Annotated in this window: 15 protein-coding genes; 14 read left to right on the top strand and 1 reads right to left on the bottom strand. The window is 42.1% G+C overall.

Annotated elements, in window-relative coordinates:
* The 12 genes from AC1DVJ_RS27335 to AC1DVJ_RS27280 all read left to right on the top strand — a co-directional run.
* Positions 1-762 (top strand): helix-turn-helix transcriptional regulator (locus AC1DVJ_RS27335; RefSeq protein WP_477595379.1); only part of this gene is annotated, 762 nt, incomplete at its 5' end.
* Between the two features lie 160 nt (positions 763-922).
* Positions 923-2494: an extracellular solute-binding protein gene (locus AC1DVJ_RS27330; protein WP_477595377.1), complete on the top strand. Its 1572-nt coding sequence runs from the start codon at positions 923-925 to the stop codon at positions 2492-2494.
* Between the two features lie 150 nt (positions 2495-2644).
* Positions 2645-4336: a ribulokinase gene (locus tag AC1DVJ_RS27325; RefSeq protein WP_477595375.1), complete on the top strand. Its 1692-nt coding sequence runs from the start codon at positions 2645-2647 to the stop codon at positions 4334-4336.
* Positions 4333-4968 carry a D-sedoheptulose-7-phosphate isomerase gene (locus tag AC1DVJ_RS27320; RefSeq protein ID WP_477595373.1) on the top strand — a complete coding sequence of 212 codons (636 nt, stop codon included), beginning with the start codon at positions 4333-4335 and terminating at the stop codon, positions 4966-4968. The genes AC1DVJ_RS27325 and AC1DVJ_RS27320 overlap by 4 nt, the downstream gene beginning before the upstream one ends.
* Positions 4965-5945, top strand: coding sequence for an ROK family protein (locus AC1DVJ_RS27315; RefSeq protein WP_477595371.1), 981 nt, complete (start codon positions 4965-4967; stop codon positions 5943-5945). Before AC1DVJ_RS27320 ends, AC1DVJ_RS27315 begins: the two co-directional genes overlap by 4 nt.
* A 204-nt stretch (positions 5946-6149) precedes the next feature.
* Complete coding sequence (locus AC1DVJ_RS27310; RefSeq protein WP_477595381.1) at positions 6150-7562, top strand: RtcB family protein; 1413 nt, start codon at positions 6150-6152, stop codon at positions 7560-7562.
* A 458-nt stretch (positions 7563-8020) separates the two neighbouring features.
* Positions 8021-9136 (top strand): slipin family protein, encoded by a 1116-nt coding sequence (locus AC1DVJ_RS27305; RefSeq protein ID WP_477595369.1) that lies wholly within the window; start codon positions 8021-8023, stop codon positions 9134-9136.
* 230 nt (positions 9137-9366) lie between these two features.
* Positions 9367-10032, top strand: a complete 666-nt coding sequence (locus AC1DVJ_RS27300; protein WP_477595367.1) for a GntR family transcriptional regulator — start codon at positions 9367-9369, stop codon at positions 10030-10032.
* A 55-nt stretch (positions 10033-10087) separates the two neighbouring features.
* Positions 10088-10849, top strand: a complete 762-nt coding sequence (locus AC1DVJ_RS27295) for an SDR family NAD(P)-dependent oxidoreductase (protein WP_477595365.1) — start codon at positions 10088-10090, stop codon at positions 10847-10849.
* 36 nt (positions 10850-10885) lie between these two features.
* On the top strand, positions 10886-11983 hold the full coding sequence (locus AC1DVJ_RS27290) for a mandelate racemase/muconate lactonizing enzyme family protein (protein WP_477595363.1): 1098 nt from the start codon (positions 10886-10888) through the stop codon (positions 11981-11983).
* Between the two features lie 130 nt (positions 11984-12113).
* A complete protein-coding gene (locus AC1DVJ_RS27285; protein WP_477595361.1) occupies positions 12114-12437 on the top strand; it encodes an L-rhamnose mutarotase in 324 nt (107 codons plus the stop codon).
* A 34-nt stretch (positions 12438-12471) separates the two neighbouring features.
* Positions 12472-13299, top strand: coding sequence for an amidohydrolase family protein (locus tag AC1DVJ_RS27280; RefSeq protein ID WP_477595359.1), 828 nt, complete (start codon positions 12472-12474; stop codon positions 13297-13299).
* A gap of 67 nt (positions 13300-13366) precedes the next feature.
* On the opposite strand, the gene AC1DVJ_RS27275 is transcribed toward AC1DVJ_RS27280, so the two are convergent.
* Positions 13367-15751, bottom strand: coding sequence for an AraC family transcriptional regulator (locus tag AC1DVJ_RS27275; protein ID WP_477595357.1), 2385 nt, complete (start codon positions 15749-15751; stop codon positions 13367-13369).
* A 222-nt stretch (positions 15752-15973) separates the two neighbouring features.
* Between AC1DVJ_RS27275 and AC1DVJ_RS27270 the strand changes: the two genes are divergently transcribed.
* Positions 15974-16894, top strand: coding sequence for an ABC transporter permease (locus AC1DVJ_RS27270; RefSeq protein ID WP_477595355.1), 921 nt, complete (start codon positions 15974-15976; stop codon positions 16892-16894).
* A 15-nt stretch (positions 16895-16909) separates the two neighbouring features.
* A partial coding sequence (locus AC1DVJ_RS27265; protein WP_477595353.1) for a carbohydrate ABC transporter permease occupies positions 16910-17662 on the top strand: 753 nt, incomplete at its 3' end.

Raw genomic sequence — 17662 nt, 5'->3', positions numbered from 1 at the left:
TATAGTGATGCTATTACAGCCATAGATAAACGGACGGACTCATCCAAGATGGTCATTTTAGATGCGGATCATTTTGTTATCGATCAGAACTACTATTATTCATTTCTCGATGAGAACAAAATAGTAAACGCCTTAAAATCAGGTGACATGGGTGGGTTGAAGGCAGAGCTGGAAGGAATCATTAGCTTGAATAAAGAACGGGGGGTCTCTTATCACTTTCTCGGGGCTTTGCTTGTCGAGTTCTTTAATACGGGAAATCGCTACATTAAGGAAAAACGACTGAGTGTTTATGATTTTCTTGATGCGAATGAACATGCTTTTTTGAGTCAAAAGGAGCTCTTACCCAGTGAGTTTGATGGAAGATTGAAACTGATCTTTGAATTTTATGAAAACATTATCACAAAGACGTTATATAAACCTGAAAGCAAATCAGGCGCGGTTGTATCATTCATAACCGATTATATTGAGAAGCATTATGAGAAGGACTTATATCTCGAGGTGATTGCAAATGAAATAGGACTGTCCGCCAAGTATGTGTCAAGAATGTTTAAAGAGTCGACGGGGACAAATATTTCGGACTATATCRGTCTTATTCGGATTGCAAAAGCGAGAGAATTGTTAGCGAATACAGATTTAAAAATTAGCGAAATCGCAGATCAGATTGGCATATTCAGTCGTACAACCTTTTTACGTCTGTTCAAAAAGTATGAAGGCATTTCGCCGAATGAATATCGTAGTAGCCATGGAAACAAGCAGAAATAGGCTGTAAATGGATGATTGAATCATGAGGGATAAATGACTCAGCACGATTAATGTGGAATAACGGTTCATCGCATGCTATTTTGGTTCTTTCAAAGAGAGTCTGCTAGCCTATAAAATAAAATTGCCAGAAACAAATCCAGATTTATTAAGGAGGAACAACATGGTTATTCATAAAAAAGGAATGTTAACCGCCTGCTGTTCAATTGCCTTAGTGGGAAGTTTATTGGCAGGTTGTAGTACGGCAAATACATCATCGGTTCCTGCCAAACGCATAACGCTTTCATGGATGAGATATGAGCATTCTTCGCAAGCGTTAGATGTAAATTCKACCATTGTTCAAGAAATTAAAAAAAGAAAAAATGTGAAGCTTGAATTACAAAGTGTCCCACAAAGTAATTATGAGGATAAGAAGAAAACTCTAATTGCTACAAACTCTATACCCGATGTGATGATGGTTAATCAAAATGATCTTTCGAACTATGCGGATTCGAATATTTTCCTAGATCTCACCCCTTATCTAGATAAAATGCCGAATTTTCAAAAGCTTATTCAACAGAAGCATGAAATCAATAAGACAAAAGTTGATGGCAAGTTATATGGCTTTCCGCTCTTAACCAAATGGAGCTTGCAGTCTGGTCAGCTTCCGATGATTCGTGTAGATCTGTTGACAAAGCTTAACTTAAAAACCCCAACGACCTATGATGAACTCTATCAGGTACTCAAAAAGCTTAAAGAAGCGTATCCAGACTCTTATCCGTTTACTAGCCGTGCAGCAAATGGTAAAACGGGAACAGAAAATTTGATCAATCAAATTGCTTTCGGTTTTGGTAGTGGATATACCAATATTACAGGCACGAAGGTATATTTTGAGCATGCTACAAAGCAATATAAATTTGGTCCATTTTCACCTGAATTTAAAGATGCTATTACCTTCCTTCATAAGCTCTATAAAGAAAAACTTCTTGATCCGGATTATTCCGTAGCAACCTCACAAACATGGGTGGAAAAATTAAGTACGGGAAAATCTTTCTTTTACCAAGATAACAATGGTTTCGGTGCAAACTTTAATAAAGCACTTCAGGCTAAAGAGCCAGATGCCAAGTTCGAATTGTTACCTGTCATGGCCAGTGATAAGGGGGTTAAACGTAACAACGTATATCAACTTGATCATCTGGGTGAAATGTATGCAATAAGCTCCAAAGTGAAGAATCCTGAAGAAGTTATCAAGTTTATCGACTGGATGTATGGAGACGAGGGGACAAATCTGACAAGCTTTGGTGTAGAGAATGTTGACTATACACTTGCTAATGGCGAATATAAGATTTCTGACGCGACGCAAGCGAAGTTTAAGGATAAACAAGATCCTTTCCGGGCGATGCAGTCTGCACTTGGAACCGGTTACCTTGGGTTAGCACTTCATTCTGACGACCATCCTCTGGTTCCTTCTTCCGCACCGGAACTAATTAAGTGGTCTGAAAAGGCAATCAAGGATCTTGCTGATGGTATTAATTTCAGAGAAGTCAATGATCCTCCATTTAATAAAGAAGAACGAGAAAAGCTTAAACAGCTCCGCACTCAACTTGATGCGCATTTAACACTGAATATGGATAGATTCATAATCAATGACGGTGCATTGATTGATTGGGATAGTTTTATTAAACAATGCAAAGAAAAGGGCGCAACTGAAATTGAAACGATTTATAATACGGCACTCGCAAGATTAATTCAATAGCCCGTTGCTAGTAAACCGAATAAACCATTTATCCCTTTGTGAAAAAGTACTTATACAAGGTGCTTACCTAAGTTTCACAAATGGGATGAACGGTGACAATTCGTTGTATTTATATTACAAAAATCGATAATCCTAAGGAGTTGGTGTGTAATGAATACGAAATTAGATGTCAAACGCTATGCGATTGGTGTTGATTATGGAACGGAATCTGGCAGGGTGCTCCTCGTAGATATCGAAAATGGGGAAGAAATAGCGACGCATGTGACACCTTACCCTCATGGTGTGATTGATGAGCATTTGCCGAATTCTGGGAGGGTATTGGATGCCAATTGGGCTCTTCAACACCCAGACGACTATATGGAGGTCTTGAGAAATTCGGTGCCTGCCGCAATACGCAGCTCGGGTATTGATCCGAAGCAAGTTGTCGGAATCGGAATTGATTTCACAGCATGCACGGTTCTTCCTATTGATGAAAGTGGTGTTCCTTTATGTTATCAAGAGGAGTTTCGGGATGAGCCTCATGCTTATGTCAAGCTGTGGAAACACCACGCGGCGCAGGAGGAAGCAAATCGAATTAATGAGACGGCGGAGCGCCTAGGGGCTGCCTTCTTAAGTCGGTATGGCGGCAAAACATCCTCTGAATGGATGGTGGCTAAGGCGTGGCAGATGCTGAATGAAGCGCCCGCGATTTATGATAAAGCGCACCGATTGATGGAAGCGGCGGATTGGGTTGTTCTACAGCTAACGTCTAATTCAATTCGAAGCAGCTGCTGTGCGGGTTATAAAGCATTATGGCATAAGACAGAGGGCTATCCGTCGAAGGACTTTTTTAGAGCCTTGGATCCAAGGCTTGAAACATTCGTCGAGACCAAATTGCAGGGTGACATCTGTACGCTTGGCTCAAGAGCGGGTGAACTGACTGCTGAAGCAGCTGAGATGATGGGGCTTCATCCTGGAACGGCGGTAGCTGTCGGTATCATTGACGCACATGCAGGTGTTGCGGGCTCAGGGGCGGTACACGCAGGTCAAATGGTGATGGCGATGGGAACTTCCTTATGTCATATGCTGCTTAGTGATAAGGAAATACATGCTGAAGGCATTTGCGGAGTCGTAGAGGATGGGATTGTTCCTGGGTTGTTTGGCTATGAAGCGGGACAACCGGCAGTCGGTGATTTATTTGGTTGGTTTGTTGAGCAGGGTGTACCAGGTTATGTGAAGGATGAAGCTAACAAAGAAGGTATCAGCGTACATGGATATTTGGAAAAGTTAGCAGCTGAATTGAAGCCTGGTAAGAGCGGTTTACTTGCCTTGGATTGGTGGAACGGCAACCGTTCGGTGCTCGTCGATGCAGACTTAAGTGGAATGATGGTTGGTATGACCTTGCAGACGAAGCCGGAAGAAATATATCGTTCTCTATTGGAGGCTACGGCCTTTGGTACGCGAAAAATCATTGAGACGTTTGAGCAAGCTGGTGTTAAGGTGAGCGAACTGATTGCTTGCGGTGGTCTGCCTCAACGCAATCAGCTGCTTATGCAAATATTTGCTGACGTGACCGGACGTGAGATCAAGATAGCCGATTCAACGCAAACTACGGCACTCGGTGCGGCTGTTTTTGGTGCAGTTGCTGCGGGTACTGAACGCGGCGGTTACGCAAGTATTGTGGAAGCGGCGTCGCGTATGACAAGCGTTCGTGTAGAAAGCTATAAGCCAATCATCGAACATAGCCATGTTTATGATGAGTTGTACCTTGAATATAACCGTCTACATGAGTTATTCGGCCGGGGTGGCAATGATGTGATGAAGGCATTGAAGCGGATTCAGCTAGGAGGCACAGCTAAATGAATGCTATTTTGCAGCAAATGACAACTCGCTATCCAGAGTTAAGAGATTGTGTGCCAGATATTGAATTGAGCTTTCAACTTTTATTCCATGCCTTTCATCAAAATGGCAAGCTGCTATTATGTGGAAATGGTGGAAGTGCAGCAGATTGCGAGCATGTTGTAGGAGAATTGATGAAGGGATTCATGTCCAAACGGCCACTGTCCTCAGCGATCACCTCTCAATTTGAGCGTGAATTTCCGGGAGAAGGTACTGGTATTGCCGAAAAGCTCCAAGGCGCGCTGCCAGCGATTTCACTCGTTAGTCACACAGCTTTGATAAGTGCTTATGCCAATGACGTTTCTCCGGAAATGATTTTTGCTCAGCAAGTGTATGGCTATGGACGTCCAGGGGATGTATTAATTGCTTTTAGTACCTCGGGTAACTCTCATAATGTACTTCGTGCTTTGCAAGTTGCCAGGGTGAAAGGTATGAAAACCATTGGTTTCACTGGTCATAGTGGAGGTAAATTGAAATCGCTTTGCGATGTAGCCATATGTGTGCCTTGGGAAGAAACATTGGATATCCAAGAGAGACATCTGCCGATCTATCATGCGTTATGCAGAATGCTGGAGGAGGCGTTCTTTCCCTCATGACAATGCTGGCAGCGATCGATATTGGTGGAACCAAATGTGCGGTGAGTTTAGGTGTTGTGGAACAAGATCGAGTCGTTATTTTGGAAAAAATAAGCTTCAAGACTCCATCTAAGCCGAAAGTTGCAATGGATGATATCACAGCAGCTCTAGAGACTGTACTATCTAGGCATACTGAGCAGACACCTGCGGCGCTCGGTATCAGCTGCGGTGGACCTTTGAACAGCCGAGCTGGGCTCATTCTCTCGCCTCCGAATCTGCCAGACTGGGATCATATTGACGTGATCACTCCATTTCGCACGCGTTTCGGAATTCCTGTCGGCTTACAGAATGATGCGAATGCGTGTGCATTAGCCGAGTGGCGTTTTGGAGCGGGGAAAGGCTGTCAAAACATCATTTTTCTTACCTTCGGTACGGGTATGGGGGCAGGGCTTATTCTTAATGGGCAGCTTTATTCGGGAACGAATGATATGGCCGGTGAAGTGGGGCATGTTCGTTTAGAAGCTGATGGACCATTGGGATATGGAAAGAAGGGCTCATTTGAAGGTTTCTGCAGCGGCGGAGGTATCGCGAAGCTCGCGCAAACGATGACGATAAAAGCTATGCAAGAAGGAAAGGCTCCTTCCTTTTGTAAACATATGAACGATTTGGCCGGTCTGTCTGCTGAAAAGGTAGGAAAGGCTGCGCAAGATGGGGACCCATTGGCTCAGGAAGTATTTCATCTGGTAGGTCGACGATTAGGACAGGGACTTGCTATGCTGGTAGATGTACTCAATCCGGAAAGAATCGTGATTGGTAGTATCTATGGGCGGCAGCAAGAGCTGCTTGAGCCAATTGTCATGGCCACATTGAGACAGGAAGCCTTATCTTTGTCCCTGGATGTATGTGAGATTGTGCCTGCTGGATTGGGTGAGCAAGTTGGAGATTATGCAGGATTATCTGTTGCAATGGAAATGTTTGAAAAAAGGGCAGGAAATTGACGGCAGACGGGCTGTCAGTTCGAAAAGCTGGATTGCCGCCGCAGAAGTTTCGCAAAACTTTTTTGTGACCACAATAGCAATAAGTTTTCGGTTGCCGAAAACTTATTGCTATTTTTTGCCTGTCGCCATACTTTCACCATGTTCGTTCGTATCGAAATAAGCGAAGATAGCTTTAGAAGAGAAACGGAGGTTAACCAAATGGATATGAAAACAATCATACACGGCGGTAATCATTACGAAATGGATCTAGAGCATGGCAATCTTCATGTGTTTGCTAACCCGGATGTGTTCCAATCCTTTGAAAACAAAGTATTCGAAATGGCAGATAATAACCTGCGGATTCCGCGTAATATGCATATGAGCTACACCCCTGACGCCCATGTTGGTATTGGTACTTGCATTGGGACAACGGCAGTTTGGAGCATGAAGGACGGGTTCGTTTCCCCTTCCATTGTTGGTGTGGACATCGGCTGTGGCATGCGCGTGCACACGACATCTCTGCATAAACGTGATATTCAAGACAAGGGCGTTCGTCGCGCATTAATCAAAGCGATCGAGAACTATGTCCCAACCAATGAGCGTACAAATACGAATTATTCAGATATCGATATCATGGATGTCGTTCAAAACGGGTTAAAAGGACTTCCTGAGAAATACGTTCCGAATGAACAATGGCTTACACATGTCGAAGAGTCTACGTTCAAGTTTGATCAGGACTACCTTGAAAATTTGCCAGCAAAAATCCGTAAATATGCCCATGGGCAGCTAGGGTCACTTGGTGGCGGGAACCATTTTATAGAGATTCAGTATCTAGAAGTGGCAGAGGCTCATAAGGATTTGGCGGCAAAATGGGGCTTGTTCGACGGTCAGGTTGTCGTCATGATTCACTCGGGTTCTCGTGCATGGGGCGCCATGTTGGGTCAAGAATTCACCAAGGTTTTCAGAGAAGCAATGAACAGTTGGGGTGTCGTGAATCCAGATCGGAATCTCTTATATGCGCCAATTGCAAGTCATGAAGGGCAGACTTACATAAATCTCATGTACTCCGCTCTCAACTTTGCAGTAAGTAATCGACATATGATTGCCTTCGGTGTTCAAGAAGCGTTCCGAGAAGTATTTGGCGAAGACCTGGAAATGCCTGTCTTGTATGACCTCATGCATAATTATGCGCTCAAGGAATTTCATCGCAATCAACCTATGCTCGTGCATCGGAAGGGAGCCACAAGAGCGCTGCCGCCAGGTCATTTCCTGAATACAGCTGCCTATAAAGAAACGGGCCATCCGGCATTAATCCCCGGTTCGATGGGAACCTCATCCTACATTATGGTGGGGCGAGACGAAGGGCTGAAAAACTTCTACTCTATTTGTCACGGAGCGGGCAGAGCGAGATCACGGAAAGCTACCAAGGAGCTTGTCACTGTCGATCAATTCGCACAATCGATGAAAGTTGGAACGGATGATGAGATTCTCGTTAATCATCGTTCCTTGCAAACCATTCTTGATGAATGTCCGCAAGCCTATAAAGACGTGGATCAGATTATTGATAGTGTTGTGGGTGCATCGTTAGCTGATGTGGTGGCGACTTGTAAGCCGATGGTTACGATTAAAGGTGTTTAAGAATTTGTAGTGATGATAGACGTCAAAGKACGTATAATCATAAATTTGAATGTATGTACGGATGACTTTACCTAGGCTAGGATTTCAAATAGTCCGGCAGTGCGCACACATTTCTATGTGTTTGTATACTGTAATGTTCATTTCGGCGTACATTCCCCTGGTGCAGGGGTTCGAATCCCCATTTAAGCAAAAATATATCCTAATTGATCGTGTACTGGAGTCTACTGTGGCTTTCAAATTGCACACCGCGCTATGGCTATGCAGTCTGCCGATACCGATTGCAAGAATGCTTAAAACCTTTTGTTATTAACGGGAAGATAGACGGTTTACTAGTGAAAACCCAACATCTCCAACTAGTTTCAAATGGCGTTTATTCATTACTTGCATTCTTAAGCAGAACTCCGCCTTAATCGCAGGAAGACTCCAGATACGTGATCTACCATTCAAGGAGGTTTAACATGTTTAAAAGAGTGACGATACAAAATGACGAGCGAGGACTTCTTTTTCGTAAAGGCAGCTACTATAAAAGCTTACAACCTGGCACGTATCGGCTATCGCCATTTTCGGATGATACTGTTGAGATTTTAAATATCATGCACCCTTTTCATATAAAAGGGAAAGATCTTCAATTGTTTTTGCATGACGAAATACTTATCAAAGAGCTGGATATTAGGCATGTTCAAGACAATGAATATGTGCTGCATTATGAAAATGGCAAATTCGTTGGATTGTTGACAGCTGGAAGCTATGCCTTTTGGAATGTTTTGAAAGAGCACACCTATCTTCGAGCAGATATACGTAATCCTGAATTACCCAATGAAATTGATCCAGCTATCATTCCTAAGCTCATTGGTTACTATCAAACCATTGATGTGGCAAGTCACGAAAGCGGAGCTTTGTTTTATAACCATGTTATGCAAAAGGAGCTTGCGCYCGGCAAATATCATTTCTGGAAGGGACCTATAGGCGTCTCTGTGAAAACTGTCGACCTCCGTCAACAGCAAATGGATATGACAGGGCAAGAAATGATGACAGAGGATAAGGTAACACTGCGACTTAACTTTGTGTGCCAATATCGCATTGTGAATCCACTTCGAGCGCTTGAAATCAAGTCGTTTGAAGACCAAATGTACATTCAACTGCAGCTTGTATTACGTGAGTATGTGGGTACTTTGAGATTAGATGATTTGCTGAAAATGAAACAAGAAATCACCACCTACGTTTTGTCCCGCTTGAATGAGAAAAGTCTAGATTATGGCGTACAGTTCTTGTCCGCAGGTGTGAAGGATATTATTTTGCCGGGTGATATGAAGGACATCCTGAATACGGTCTTGTTGGCTGAGAAGAAAGCGCAAGCCAACCTCATTACGCGGCGCGAGGAGACTGCTTCTACGAGAAGCTTGTTGAATACGGCTAAGCTTATGGATGAGAACCAAACCTTGTTTCGGCTGAAGGAGCTTGAGTTCCTGGAGAAGATTTGTGAGAAAATCGGGACGATTTCTTTTAATGGCGGAGGCAACTTATTAGAGCAGTTGAACTCATTTGTTGGAGATAAAAACATGTCTAAGAATTGATAAATGCAGTACATATCATCGGTCTCGGTCTCAACCGGACTTGTGACGAATACGTTGGTACTCTTAGAGTAAGCCTAGTTAAATTTGAGATGATTAAGCCGTAGATGATGTTGGTCTTTGGCTTTTTTGCGTCCAGCAGAGCAGGTCTGTGATTTTTTATATTGTATTTACAGTCCATCTTCGCTATAATGAATCGTGTACGATATATGAATATGATGAGCGGTGAATATATGAAAAAAGGTTTAAATCGTTATGTGTTGACGGAAGAAATCTATACGATTCTGAAGGGCCAGATTCTGAACCATGAGATTGCGCCTGGCGATAAAATCAATATTGATCAATTGGCTCGTGATTTAGAGGTTAGCAATATTCCAATTCGCGAAGCGTTATCCCGATTGGCGGCGGAAGGATTGGTCGATACGGTGCCATTCAAGGGCATGTATGTGGCCCAAATGTCTTTGCAAGAGTTAGATGAAATGTTCGAGATTCGTATGGAATTGGAATGCTTAGCGATTCGAAAAGCTGGCTTACAAATTCCAACAGATCGTCTGGAACGGCTGGAGCTTGATATGCAGAAATGGTCCAACGTGGAGATAGCCGATAGCGAAGCAAGAATTCATTTTATTGCTGAGATGAATCGAAGCTTACATGGTTTGATTCTGGAATACTGCAACAATCAATCCTTAAAGAACCTGATTGATATGTACATTGAGAAAATTCAAAGGTACTTGTCGCTTTATCAAAAAGAACTAGAACAGCAGCTAATCCATGACGAGTGGGAGGAGCATATGGGTATCCTCAGTTGTTTGATCGAAAGAGACATCCCATCAGCAGAACAAGCTTTGAAGAAGCATCTGGAAAAATCATACCAACGAACAAGGGAGTTCTTTGTATGATTCTCTTTAATTAAAATCATACACGATACACTATTTTACAGGGAGGCATTCTAAAATGAATTTATCTGGTAAAACGGCAATTGTGACCGGAGGCTCATCAGGGATCGGCGAAGCTATCGTACGCTTATTTGTTGCCCATGGAGCGAATGTGGTCATTGCAAATCGGAACGAGAACGATGCTGCTCGGATTATAGACGAATTGGAATCCCAAGGAGCCAACGTCTTGGCTGTTAAAACTGACGTATCCAAGGAAGAAGATGTTCAGAGGCTTATGGAGCAAACGATAAAACGATTTGGACAGATCGATATCGTTGTTAATAATGCGGCAGCTATAATGCCTAAATTTTTGGAAGAGTTTCAAGTGGAAGAATGGGATCATATTTTCAATGTTAATTTAAAAAGTGTATTTCTGATGATTAAGTATTCGATTGCGGAATTAAAGAAAACACGCGGTTCCATCGTCAACTTGTCATCTCTAAACGGCTTGATCGGGCAAAAAATGAATCCTGTATATGCAGCGACTAAAGGCGGAATGAACGCTATGACGAAAGCGCTAGCATTGGATTATGCTCCTTATGGTGTACGTGTGAATAGTATATGTCCGGCTGGCGTATCTACACCATTGTTGGACAAATGGATTCAGCAGCAAGATGATCCGCAAGCAACCGTGCAAGCGTTGAATGACATGCATGCTCTAGGAAGGCCTGCCACTTCCGAAGAAGTGGCGCAGGTTGCTCTATTTCTAGCCAGCGATGCGTCTGGTTTCGTTACAGGTGTTGCTCTTCCCGTTGATGGCGGAGCTTCGCTTGGTTACTAATAGCTAAAGATCATACATTATAAGGAGATGACTGAAATGAAAATTACTAAAGTAGAAAGTTTTGTTTTGCACGTGCCGATTACACCACCAATTACAGATGCGATTAATATCGCAACACACTGGGGCTTAGCAGGTGTTCGTATCTTTACGGACGAAGGTTTTGTCGGATATGGTTACACAGGAACGTGTGCCCATGGTGATGATATGATCGTGGATACAATTGATAAATACTATGCACCGCTGCTGATCGGCAAAGATCCATTTATGGTTAGAGAGCTATGGAATGACATGCGTTTTGGTAAAATGCACTGGATTGGCCGATCTGGCGTAACGCACATGGCACTTGCAGCTGTCGATATTGCGATTTGGGACATCATGGCAAAATCCGCTAACAAACCGCTGTGGCAGTTCCTTGGTGGAGCTAAATCACAACCGATTAAAGCTTATAATACGAATGGCGGTTGGTTGAACTGGTCGCAAGAGCGTTTGGTTAAAGATTGTGCTGAAATCGTGGAGTCAGGCTTTACGGGTGTGAAAATCAAAGTCGGTAAACCAGATTCACGTGAGGATTATGATCGTTGTAAGGCAGTAAGAAAAGCGATCGGTGACGATGTCATCTTTATGATTGACGTCAATCAACAGTGGAATATTAATACCGCAATGACGTGGGGTAAAAAGCTTGAAGAATTCGATTTGTTCTGGCTGGAAGAGCCATTGAATCCGGATGACATCATGGGTCACAAAAAGCTCGCGGATGCGCTAAATGTTCCGATTGCTCTTGGGGAGCACGTATATAACAAATATGCGTTCAGAGATTATATTCACCAAGGCGCCATTGAATATTGCCAAGTAGACGTAACGCGTGTCGGTGGAATCACAGAATGGCTGCAGGTAGCTGGCCTCGCTGCTTCCTATGATGTGCCAATCTGTCCGCATGTTGGAGATATGGGTCAAATTCACTTACACCTAGTGGCATCTACGCCAGGCGCAATTATGCTTGAGTACATCCCGTGGATTCGTCATATTTTTGAAGAGCCAGCTACGGTGGTAAATGGTCACTATGTATTGCCTCAAATGCCAGGTGCTTCAACAACTATACTTCCAAGATATTTTGAAGAATATCGGATTAGATAATCGTTTATTATTCGTACTAATTTTAGGGCAGAGAGCAATATTCTCTGTCCTTTACTTGATTACATGAGCGCCTGCTTTCATTATTCCAGGTCAACCATTAGAATGGATATAAACGCTGGGAGGTCCTTAGATGAAACGATATGGAAGTGTTATCCATGTAAAGGAAGAAAAACTGCAGGAATATAAAGAGTTGCATGCAGCTGTCTGGCCCGATGTTTTGGCTAAGTTGAAGCAGTGCCAAATCCAGAACTATTCCATTTACTACAGAGATGGTTACCTATTCAGTTATTTCGAGTATACGGGAGACGACTTTGCGGCTGATATGGCCAAGATGGCAGCAGATCCGCAAACGCAGGCGTGGTGGAAACTGACAGATCCGTGTCAGTATAAAGTGGAGTCCGCGTCTGAAAACGAATGGTGGGCATCCATGGAAGAAGTATTTCATATGGACTAATGGAAGATATGAATTCCTAGGGAGGAACGTATAAATGAAAATAGACGCTCATCAACATTATTGGCAACTTTCGCGAGGCGATTACGGATGGCTTACTCCGGAGCTTCAGGTTTTGTATAGAGACTTTTTGCCTGGCGATTTGGAAGCGATTTTACGCGAACACGGATTTGATAAGTCAATCGTCGTTCAAGCGGCGGCAACCACAGAGGAAACAGAATTTCTATTGGGATTAGCTGAACGGTTTGAGTCAATTGCTGGCGTTGTCGGATGGCTGGATTTTGAAAGCGATCAATTTGAACAACAGCTGGAGAGGTTTCTGGAACATCCGAAGTTTATCGGCGTACGTATCATGCTTCAGAGCATTGAAGACCCCGAATATGTCCTGCAACCGCATATCGTTGATCGGCTTTGGATGCTGGCGGATCGGGATTTTCCAGTAGATTTACTTGTAAAGGAACAGCAGCTTTCTGCTATTGCGAAGCTAGTGAAGGCCATTCCACATTTGCGTGGTGTCATCGATCATATCGGCAAGCCCAATATCGCAGGTGGCGAACTTAACTTATGGGCGAAGTGGATGGAAGAGATCGCATCAAATCCGAATATCTATTGTAAATTGTCGGGGATGGTCACGGAAGCTGATCATCAGCAATGGACTTCCGGTGATTTTGAAGCGTACATTCTTCATGTCATTCAAGTATTCGGAAGTAAACGGCTATTATATGGCAGTGACTGGCCCGTATGTTTATTGGCTGCTTCTTATTCGCAGGTAGTTGAGGTTGTGAATAGCTCTTTGTCGAACCTGACAGTTGAAGAGAGGAAAGACATCTTTGGCCATAATGCGATAAGCTTTTATAAGCTTTAATTGAGTCGTCCATAATAATAAAAACGAACAGCAGCCGATCCGAAGGCTGCTGTTCGTTTTCATTTCGCTATTGTGAAATTTCCTGAATTTCACTCACTTTGGACTTTAGACGATACTCGGTGGGTGTAGTYCCAAAACGTTTCTTGAATAAGGTGAAAAAATGCTTTTTATTTTCCCAACCAATTTTCTCAATGACTTCATCCACATTCAGAGGGGTTTGTTTAAGCAATTCCGCAGCCTTAACAAGTCGGACTTCCGAAATATAATCAGCAATCGACCGAGAAGAATGTTCCCGGAACAGCTTTCCTAGATAAGCTGGAGTTAACTTGAATTGCTCAGCCACTAAGTTAGAAGACAGGAGCTTATCCATATAATTAGCTTCAATAAATCGGATCGCATTGGAGACGACGATGTCAGATTTTTCATTTCGGTTTTGCTCAATTTTACCTACAATCATACCGATAAGCGAAATGAATTCCTCATAAATCTGTTCAAAGGTTTCTAAAGATTTGATTTTGTTGTCAAAGGAAACGAAATCAAGTCCGAAAGAGATCGTACCATTTTTCTCCATTAGGTTTACGGTATTAAAGATGCTGGAGGACAAATATGACAATGTAAACATGATGTTGTTGTAACTACAATGTTCTAATTCTAAGATCAATTGCCAGTAAGCGGTTGTAGCCTCATCCAATTTACCTTTTTGAATATTTTCCAGGAAATGATTGACGGAAGCAGTATTAATATTGAAATTGGACCATTGGATACTTTTCATTGCATGCTGTGTTAGGATACAGGAATGACCGTATTTCATGCGATAATTGGAAAGCTCGAGCGTTTGCTCGTAAAGCGTGCGTACTTCCATGATCGTGGTTATGGGTTCGCTTATAAATGCGGAAACACTTGTCGAGCAATATTTGGTATAAACATGCGTAATTTCTTGAACAAAATTCATTAAGCGATTCAGTTCAGGATATGAATTGCTTTCGCTATCTTGATATCCATCCATATTAAGCAACGTGACGATTTGATCATTTCCGGCATCAATCGTTTCGCATGGAAAATGAGGATGAATAATTTCGTCTACGATATTAAGCAACGAGTATTTCAATAACGATTGATCTTTCAAACTATAATTGGCATGAAAAGCAGCGTAGTTATCTATTCGGAACAAGATTAATGCGATGCTGCTTCTGGGATTAAGTTGAATATTATGCTGATTGAACACAGTGTCATAATCCGTATCTTTGGCATTTTTGCTTAGTAGTAGATCCTTCAAAACCTTTTGTTTCAGCGTGTATAAGTTTGTTTTTCTGAAATCTTCAAGCGTGGTTAGCTTACTATGGGCCGATTCAATCGAATTGGTCATAAATTCGAATTCGCCATGATCGTCCTGATTAGATATCGAAGCCTGATTCATATTGCCAATCGTTTTACGTAGATTTCGAACGGGAGAATACAGATTTTTAGCTAATAGAAAAGCCGTAATTAAACAAATAATGAGCATGAAGAAGCCGATCGATAAGGTGATGGTCTTTACTTTATTCACTGTACCCGCAATATACTTGTACGGCGTGATATTGACCAGAATCCAAGGAGAAGATTCATAGGAGCTGTATGTAATAATAGATGAAGTGTCTCGGAAATCTGCCTTAAACACTCCCGATTTGTTCGGGGATGCTAGTATACGCGACACGAACGGTTCGCCAGACAAACTGCTGAGAAACAATTCTTTCTGTTGATCTGAATTTGCGATTACTTTCCCGGAATGATCCATAATAAGGATGTTATTTCCGTTCAAAGAATCCGTGTCTTGATAAGTAGCCAGCGAGTTGAATATCCAATTCATTCTCACATTGACGACAAGGGCATTTTTTAATTGTTTAGTTTCAGGAAAATATTCAGGAATGATATAGGAGAAAACATTCTCGAATTTCGTTGGATCCAATTCAGAAATGACTATTTTTCTAGGGATTGGAGTTAGTGACAGCAGCTTCGTTGGGTCCCTAAACATCTTATCTAGTTCAGTATCAAAAAAGTTATCTTTCCGAATGCCCGTGATCGGTCCAATGGAATAGTAGGTCTTGGTTCTGCCATTATAAACATAAGCGGAATGAATAAAGGGAGCGCTTCCAAGAGAAATATCGATGGAACGTATGCTGTTTAGCGTATCTACCATGGATATGTCTTCACTGTACATTAATTTCGCTGTATCGGGATTGTTGAAAATAGATGAAGAATACGTCTTTACATGGTTGTTGACTTGCAGCGCGTTCTGGTAAATCTGATTCATCAACTTCTCGTTAGATGAATTTAACAGTTGGATACTGTAGTTTGTAAAGTTGAAGTGCAAAAAGAGTAGTAAAGCCAACATGATCAACGTGATTAGGAAGGTGATTTTGATAAAGAGATTGTAGAAGTAAATTTGTCCTGTATGAAAGAATCGTTTCTTCATATCGTGTCTCCCCTGCTCAAAAATCTAGGTTGATACCCCTTAATTATAAGTTAAGATGACTTGAAATGGAATGAATCGGCATTAATTTGAACTCATTCGTATTATTTGAACATGGGATTTGAACCATTTCTTATTTTTTATGGCTATCTCTTCATAGGGAAGTTTTGTTAAGGTAATCACAGGAAAGAAAAACAGACATCAAGGGAAGGAGGTAAAACGGCAATGCTGCTTAGAAAGACGTGGAAAGACTTCAAGAAGAATAAAGTGTTACTGCTGTTGACATTACCTTTAGTGATTTATGTATTAATCTTCAGCTACATTCCCATGTTTGGAGTCATCGTCGCTTTCAAACGATACCAGTATAATAAAGGTATACTCGGCAGCGACTGGGTAGGCTTCAGCAATTTTAAGTTTCTATTTGGATCTTCTGATCTATGGAGAATTGTTCGGAATACACTGGGCTATAATTCGATGTTTATTATAGTAAATTTATTCGGTTCAATCCTGATCGCTCTGCTCTTGTACGAAATTACAAGCAGAAAGCTGCTTAAGACGTATCAGACGATTATGATTTATCCCCATTTCTTATCCTGGGTTGTTGTTGCTTACATGGCCTATGCGTTTCTAAATCCTAGATCGGGGATATTGAATTCATGGTTTGAATATCTAGGGTGGACATCCATAGATTGGTATAATATGTCTCGTCCTTGGGTTTTCATCTTTCCATTTGCGAATATGTGGAAAGAGGTGGGGATGGGAGCCATCATCTACCTTGCGGCACTCCTAGGTGTTGATCAGACTTACTATGAGGCAGCCAAAATCGATGGGGCAAACAAATGGCAGATTGTCACGAAGATCTCACTTCCATTCTTGTACCCGTTGATATGCATTCTGACTATCTTGGCAATCGGACATATTTTCAGTGCCGACTTTGGATTGTTCTATCAGCTTCCGATGAATTCGCCAACAATCTTCAATACAACAGATGTTATCGATACCTATATCTTTAGAGCGCTATTGGTTTCCGGAAATATCGGCATGTCAAGCGCGGCTGGGCTGGCGAAATCGGTCATCGGATTGGTACTTGTTCTAGCGACCAATGCCATTGTCCGAAGAATCAATTCGGATAATTCATTACTTTAAGCGAGGGGGGAGGATATGATTAGTCTTAAAGATTATCGTATTTCAAGGTTGCCGATTCATGTGTTTTTCCTAGCAATTTCCGTACTCTTACTTGTACCTCTATGGTCGATCGTAGCCATTTCAATGTCCAATGAATTGGATATCGTCAATCATGGTTACAGGCTAATCCCTATCAAATTGGATTTTCAAGCCTATCGCTTTATATTTGAAAATCMGTCTACCATTGTTAATGCATATAAAATTACGATTCTCATGTCGGTCACGGGTACCTTATTGTCTTTGCTCATGATCTCCATGTGCGCCTATGCGTTATCCAGAGTGGATTTCAAATATGGCAGGTTCATTACCTTCTACTTGTTTTTTACAACTTTGTTCAGTGGCGGTCTTGTTCCTTACTATATTCTAATGACGAAATTCCTTCATTTGCAGAACACCTTTGCTGCATTAATTCTCCCAGGACTGGGCAGTATTTGGTTCATGTTCCTGATGCGAACATTCTTTAAACAGCTGCCGGATTCCCTGGTGGAGTCTGCGAAAATTGACGGAGCTGGCGAGATGAGAATTTACCTAACGATGATTATTCCGCTTTCGACGCCGGTATTAGCTACAGTTGGGCTCATGACCATGCTGGGTTATTGGAATTCTTGGTTTCAAGTTCTACTATTCATCGACAAGGATTCGCTTTACACGTTGCAATACTTACTGCAGGTCATGATGAACAACATCCAGGAAATTATTAAAAATATGCAAGAAGGTGCGCAGGTTGAT

The sequence above is a fragment of the Paenibacillus sp. P4_A9 genome (assembly GCF_056402415.1).
The sequence above is the reverse complement of the archived record's forward strand: the minus strand, read 5'-3'. Positions and strand labels throughout refer to the sequence as shown.

Coding starts and splice junctions, on each gene's coding strand:
- AC1DVJ_RS27325 (WP_477595375.1), top strand. CDS start 2,645: ATGAATACGAAATTAGATGTCAAACGCTATGCGATTGGTGTTGATTAT.
- AC1DVJ_RS27320 (WP_477595373.1), top strand. CDS start 4,333: ATGAATGCTATTTTGCAGCAAATGACAACTCGCTATCCAGAGTTAAGA.
- AC1DVJ_RS27315 (WP_477595371.1), top strand. CDS start 4,965: ATGACAATGCTGGCAGCGATCGATATTGGTGGAACCAAATGTGCGGTG.
- AC1DVJ_RS27310 (WP_477595381.1), top strand. CDS start 6,150: ATGAAAACAATCATACACGGCGGTAATCATTACGAAATGGATCTAGAG.
- AC1DVJ_RS27300 (WP_477595367.1), top strand. CDS start 9,367: ATGAAAAAAGGTTTAAATCGTTATGTGTTGACGGAAGAAATCTATACG.
- AC1DVJ_RS27295 (WP_477595365.1), top strand. CDS start 10,088: ATGAATTTATCTGGTAAAACGGCAATTGTGACCGGAGGCTCATCAGGG.
- AC1DVJ_RS27290 (WP_477595363.1), top strand. CDS start 10,886: ATGAAAATTACTAAAGTAGAAAGTTTTGTTTTGCACGTGCCGATTACA.
- AC1DVJ_RS27285 (WP_477595361.1), top strand. CDS start 12,114: ATGAAACGATATGGAAGTGTTATCCATGTAAAGGAAGAAAAACTGCAG.
- AC1DVJ_RS27280 (WP_477595359.1), top strand. CDS start 12,472: ATGAAAATAGACGCTCATCAACATTATTGGCAACTTTCGCGAGGCGAT.
- AC1DVJ_RS27270 (WP_477595355.1), top strand. CDS start 15,974: ATGCTGCTTAGAAAGACGTGGAAAGACTTCAAGAAGAATAAAGTGTTA.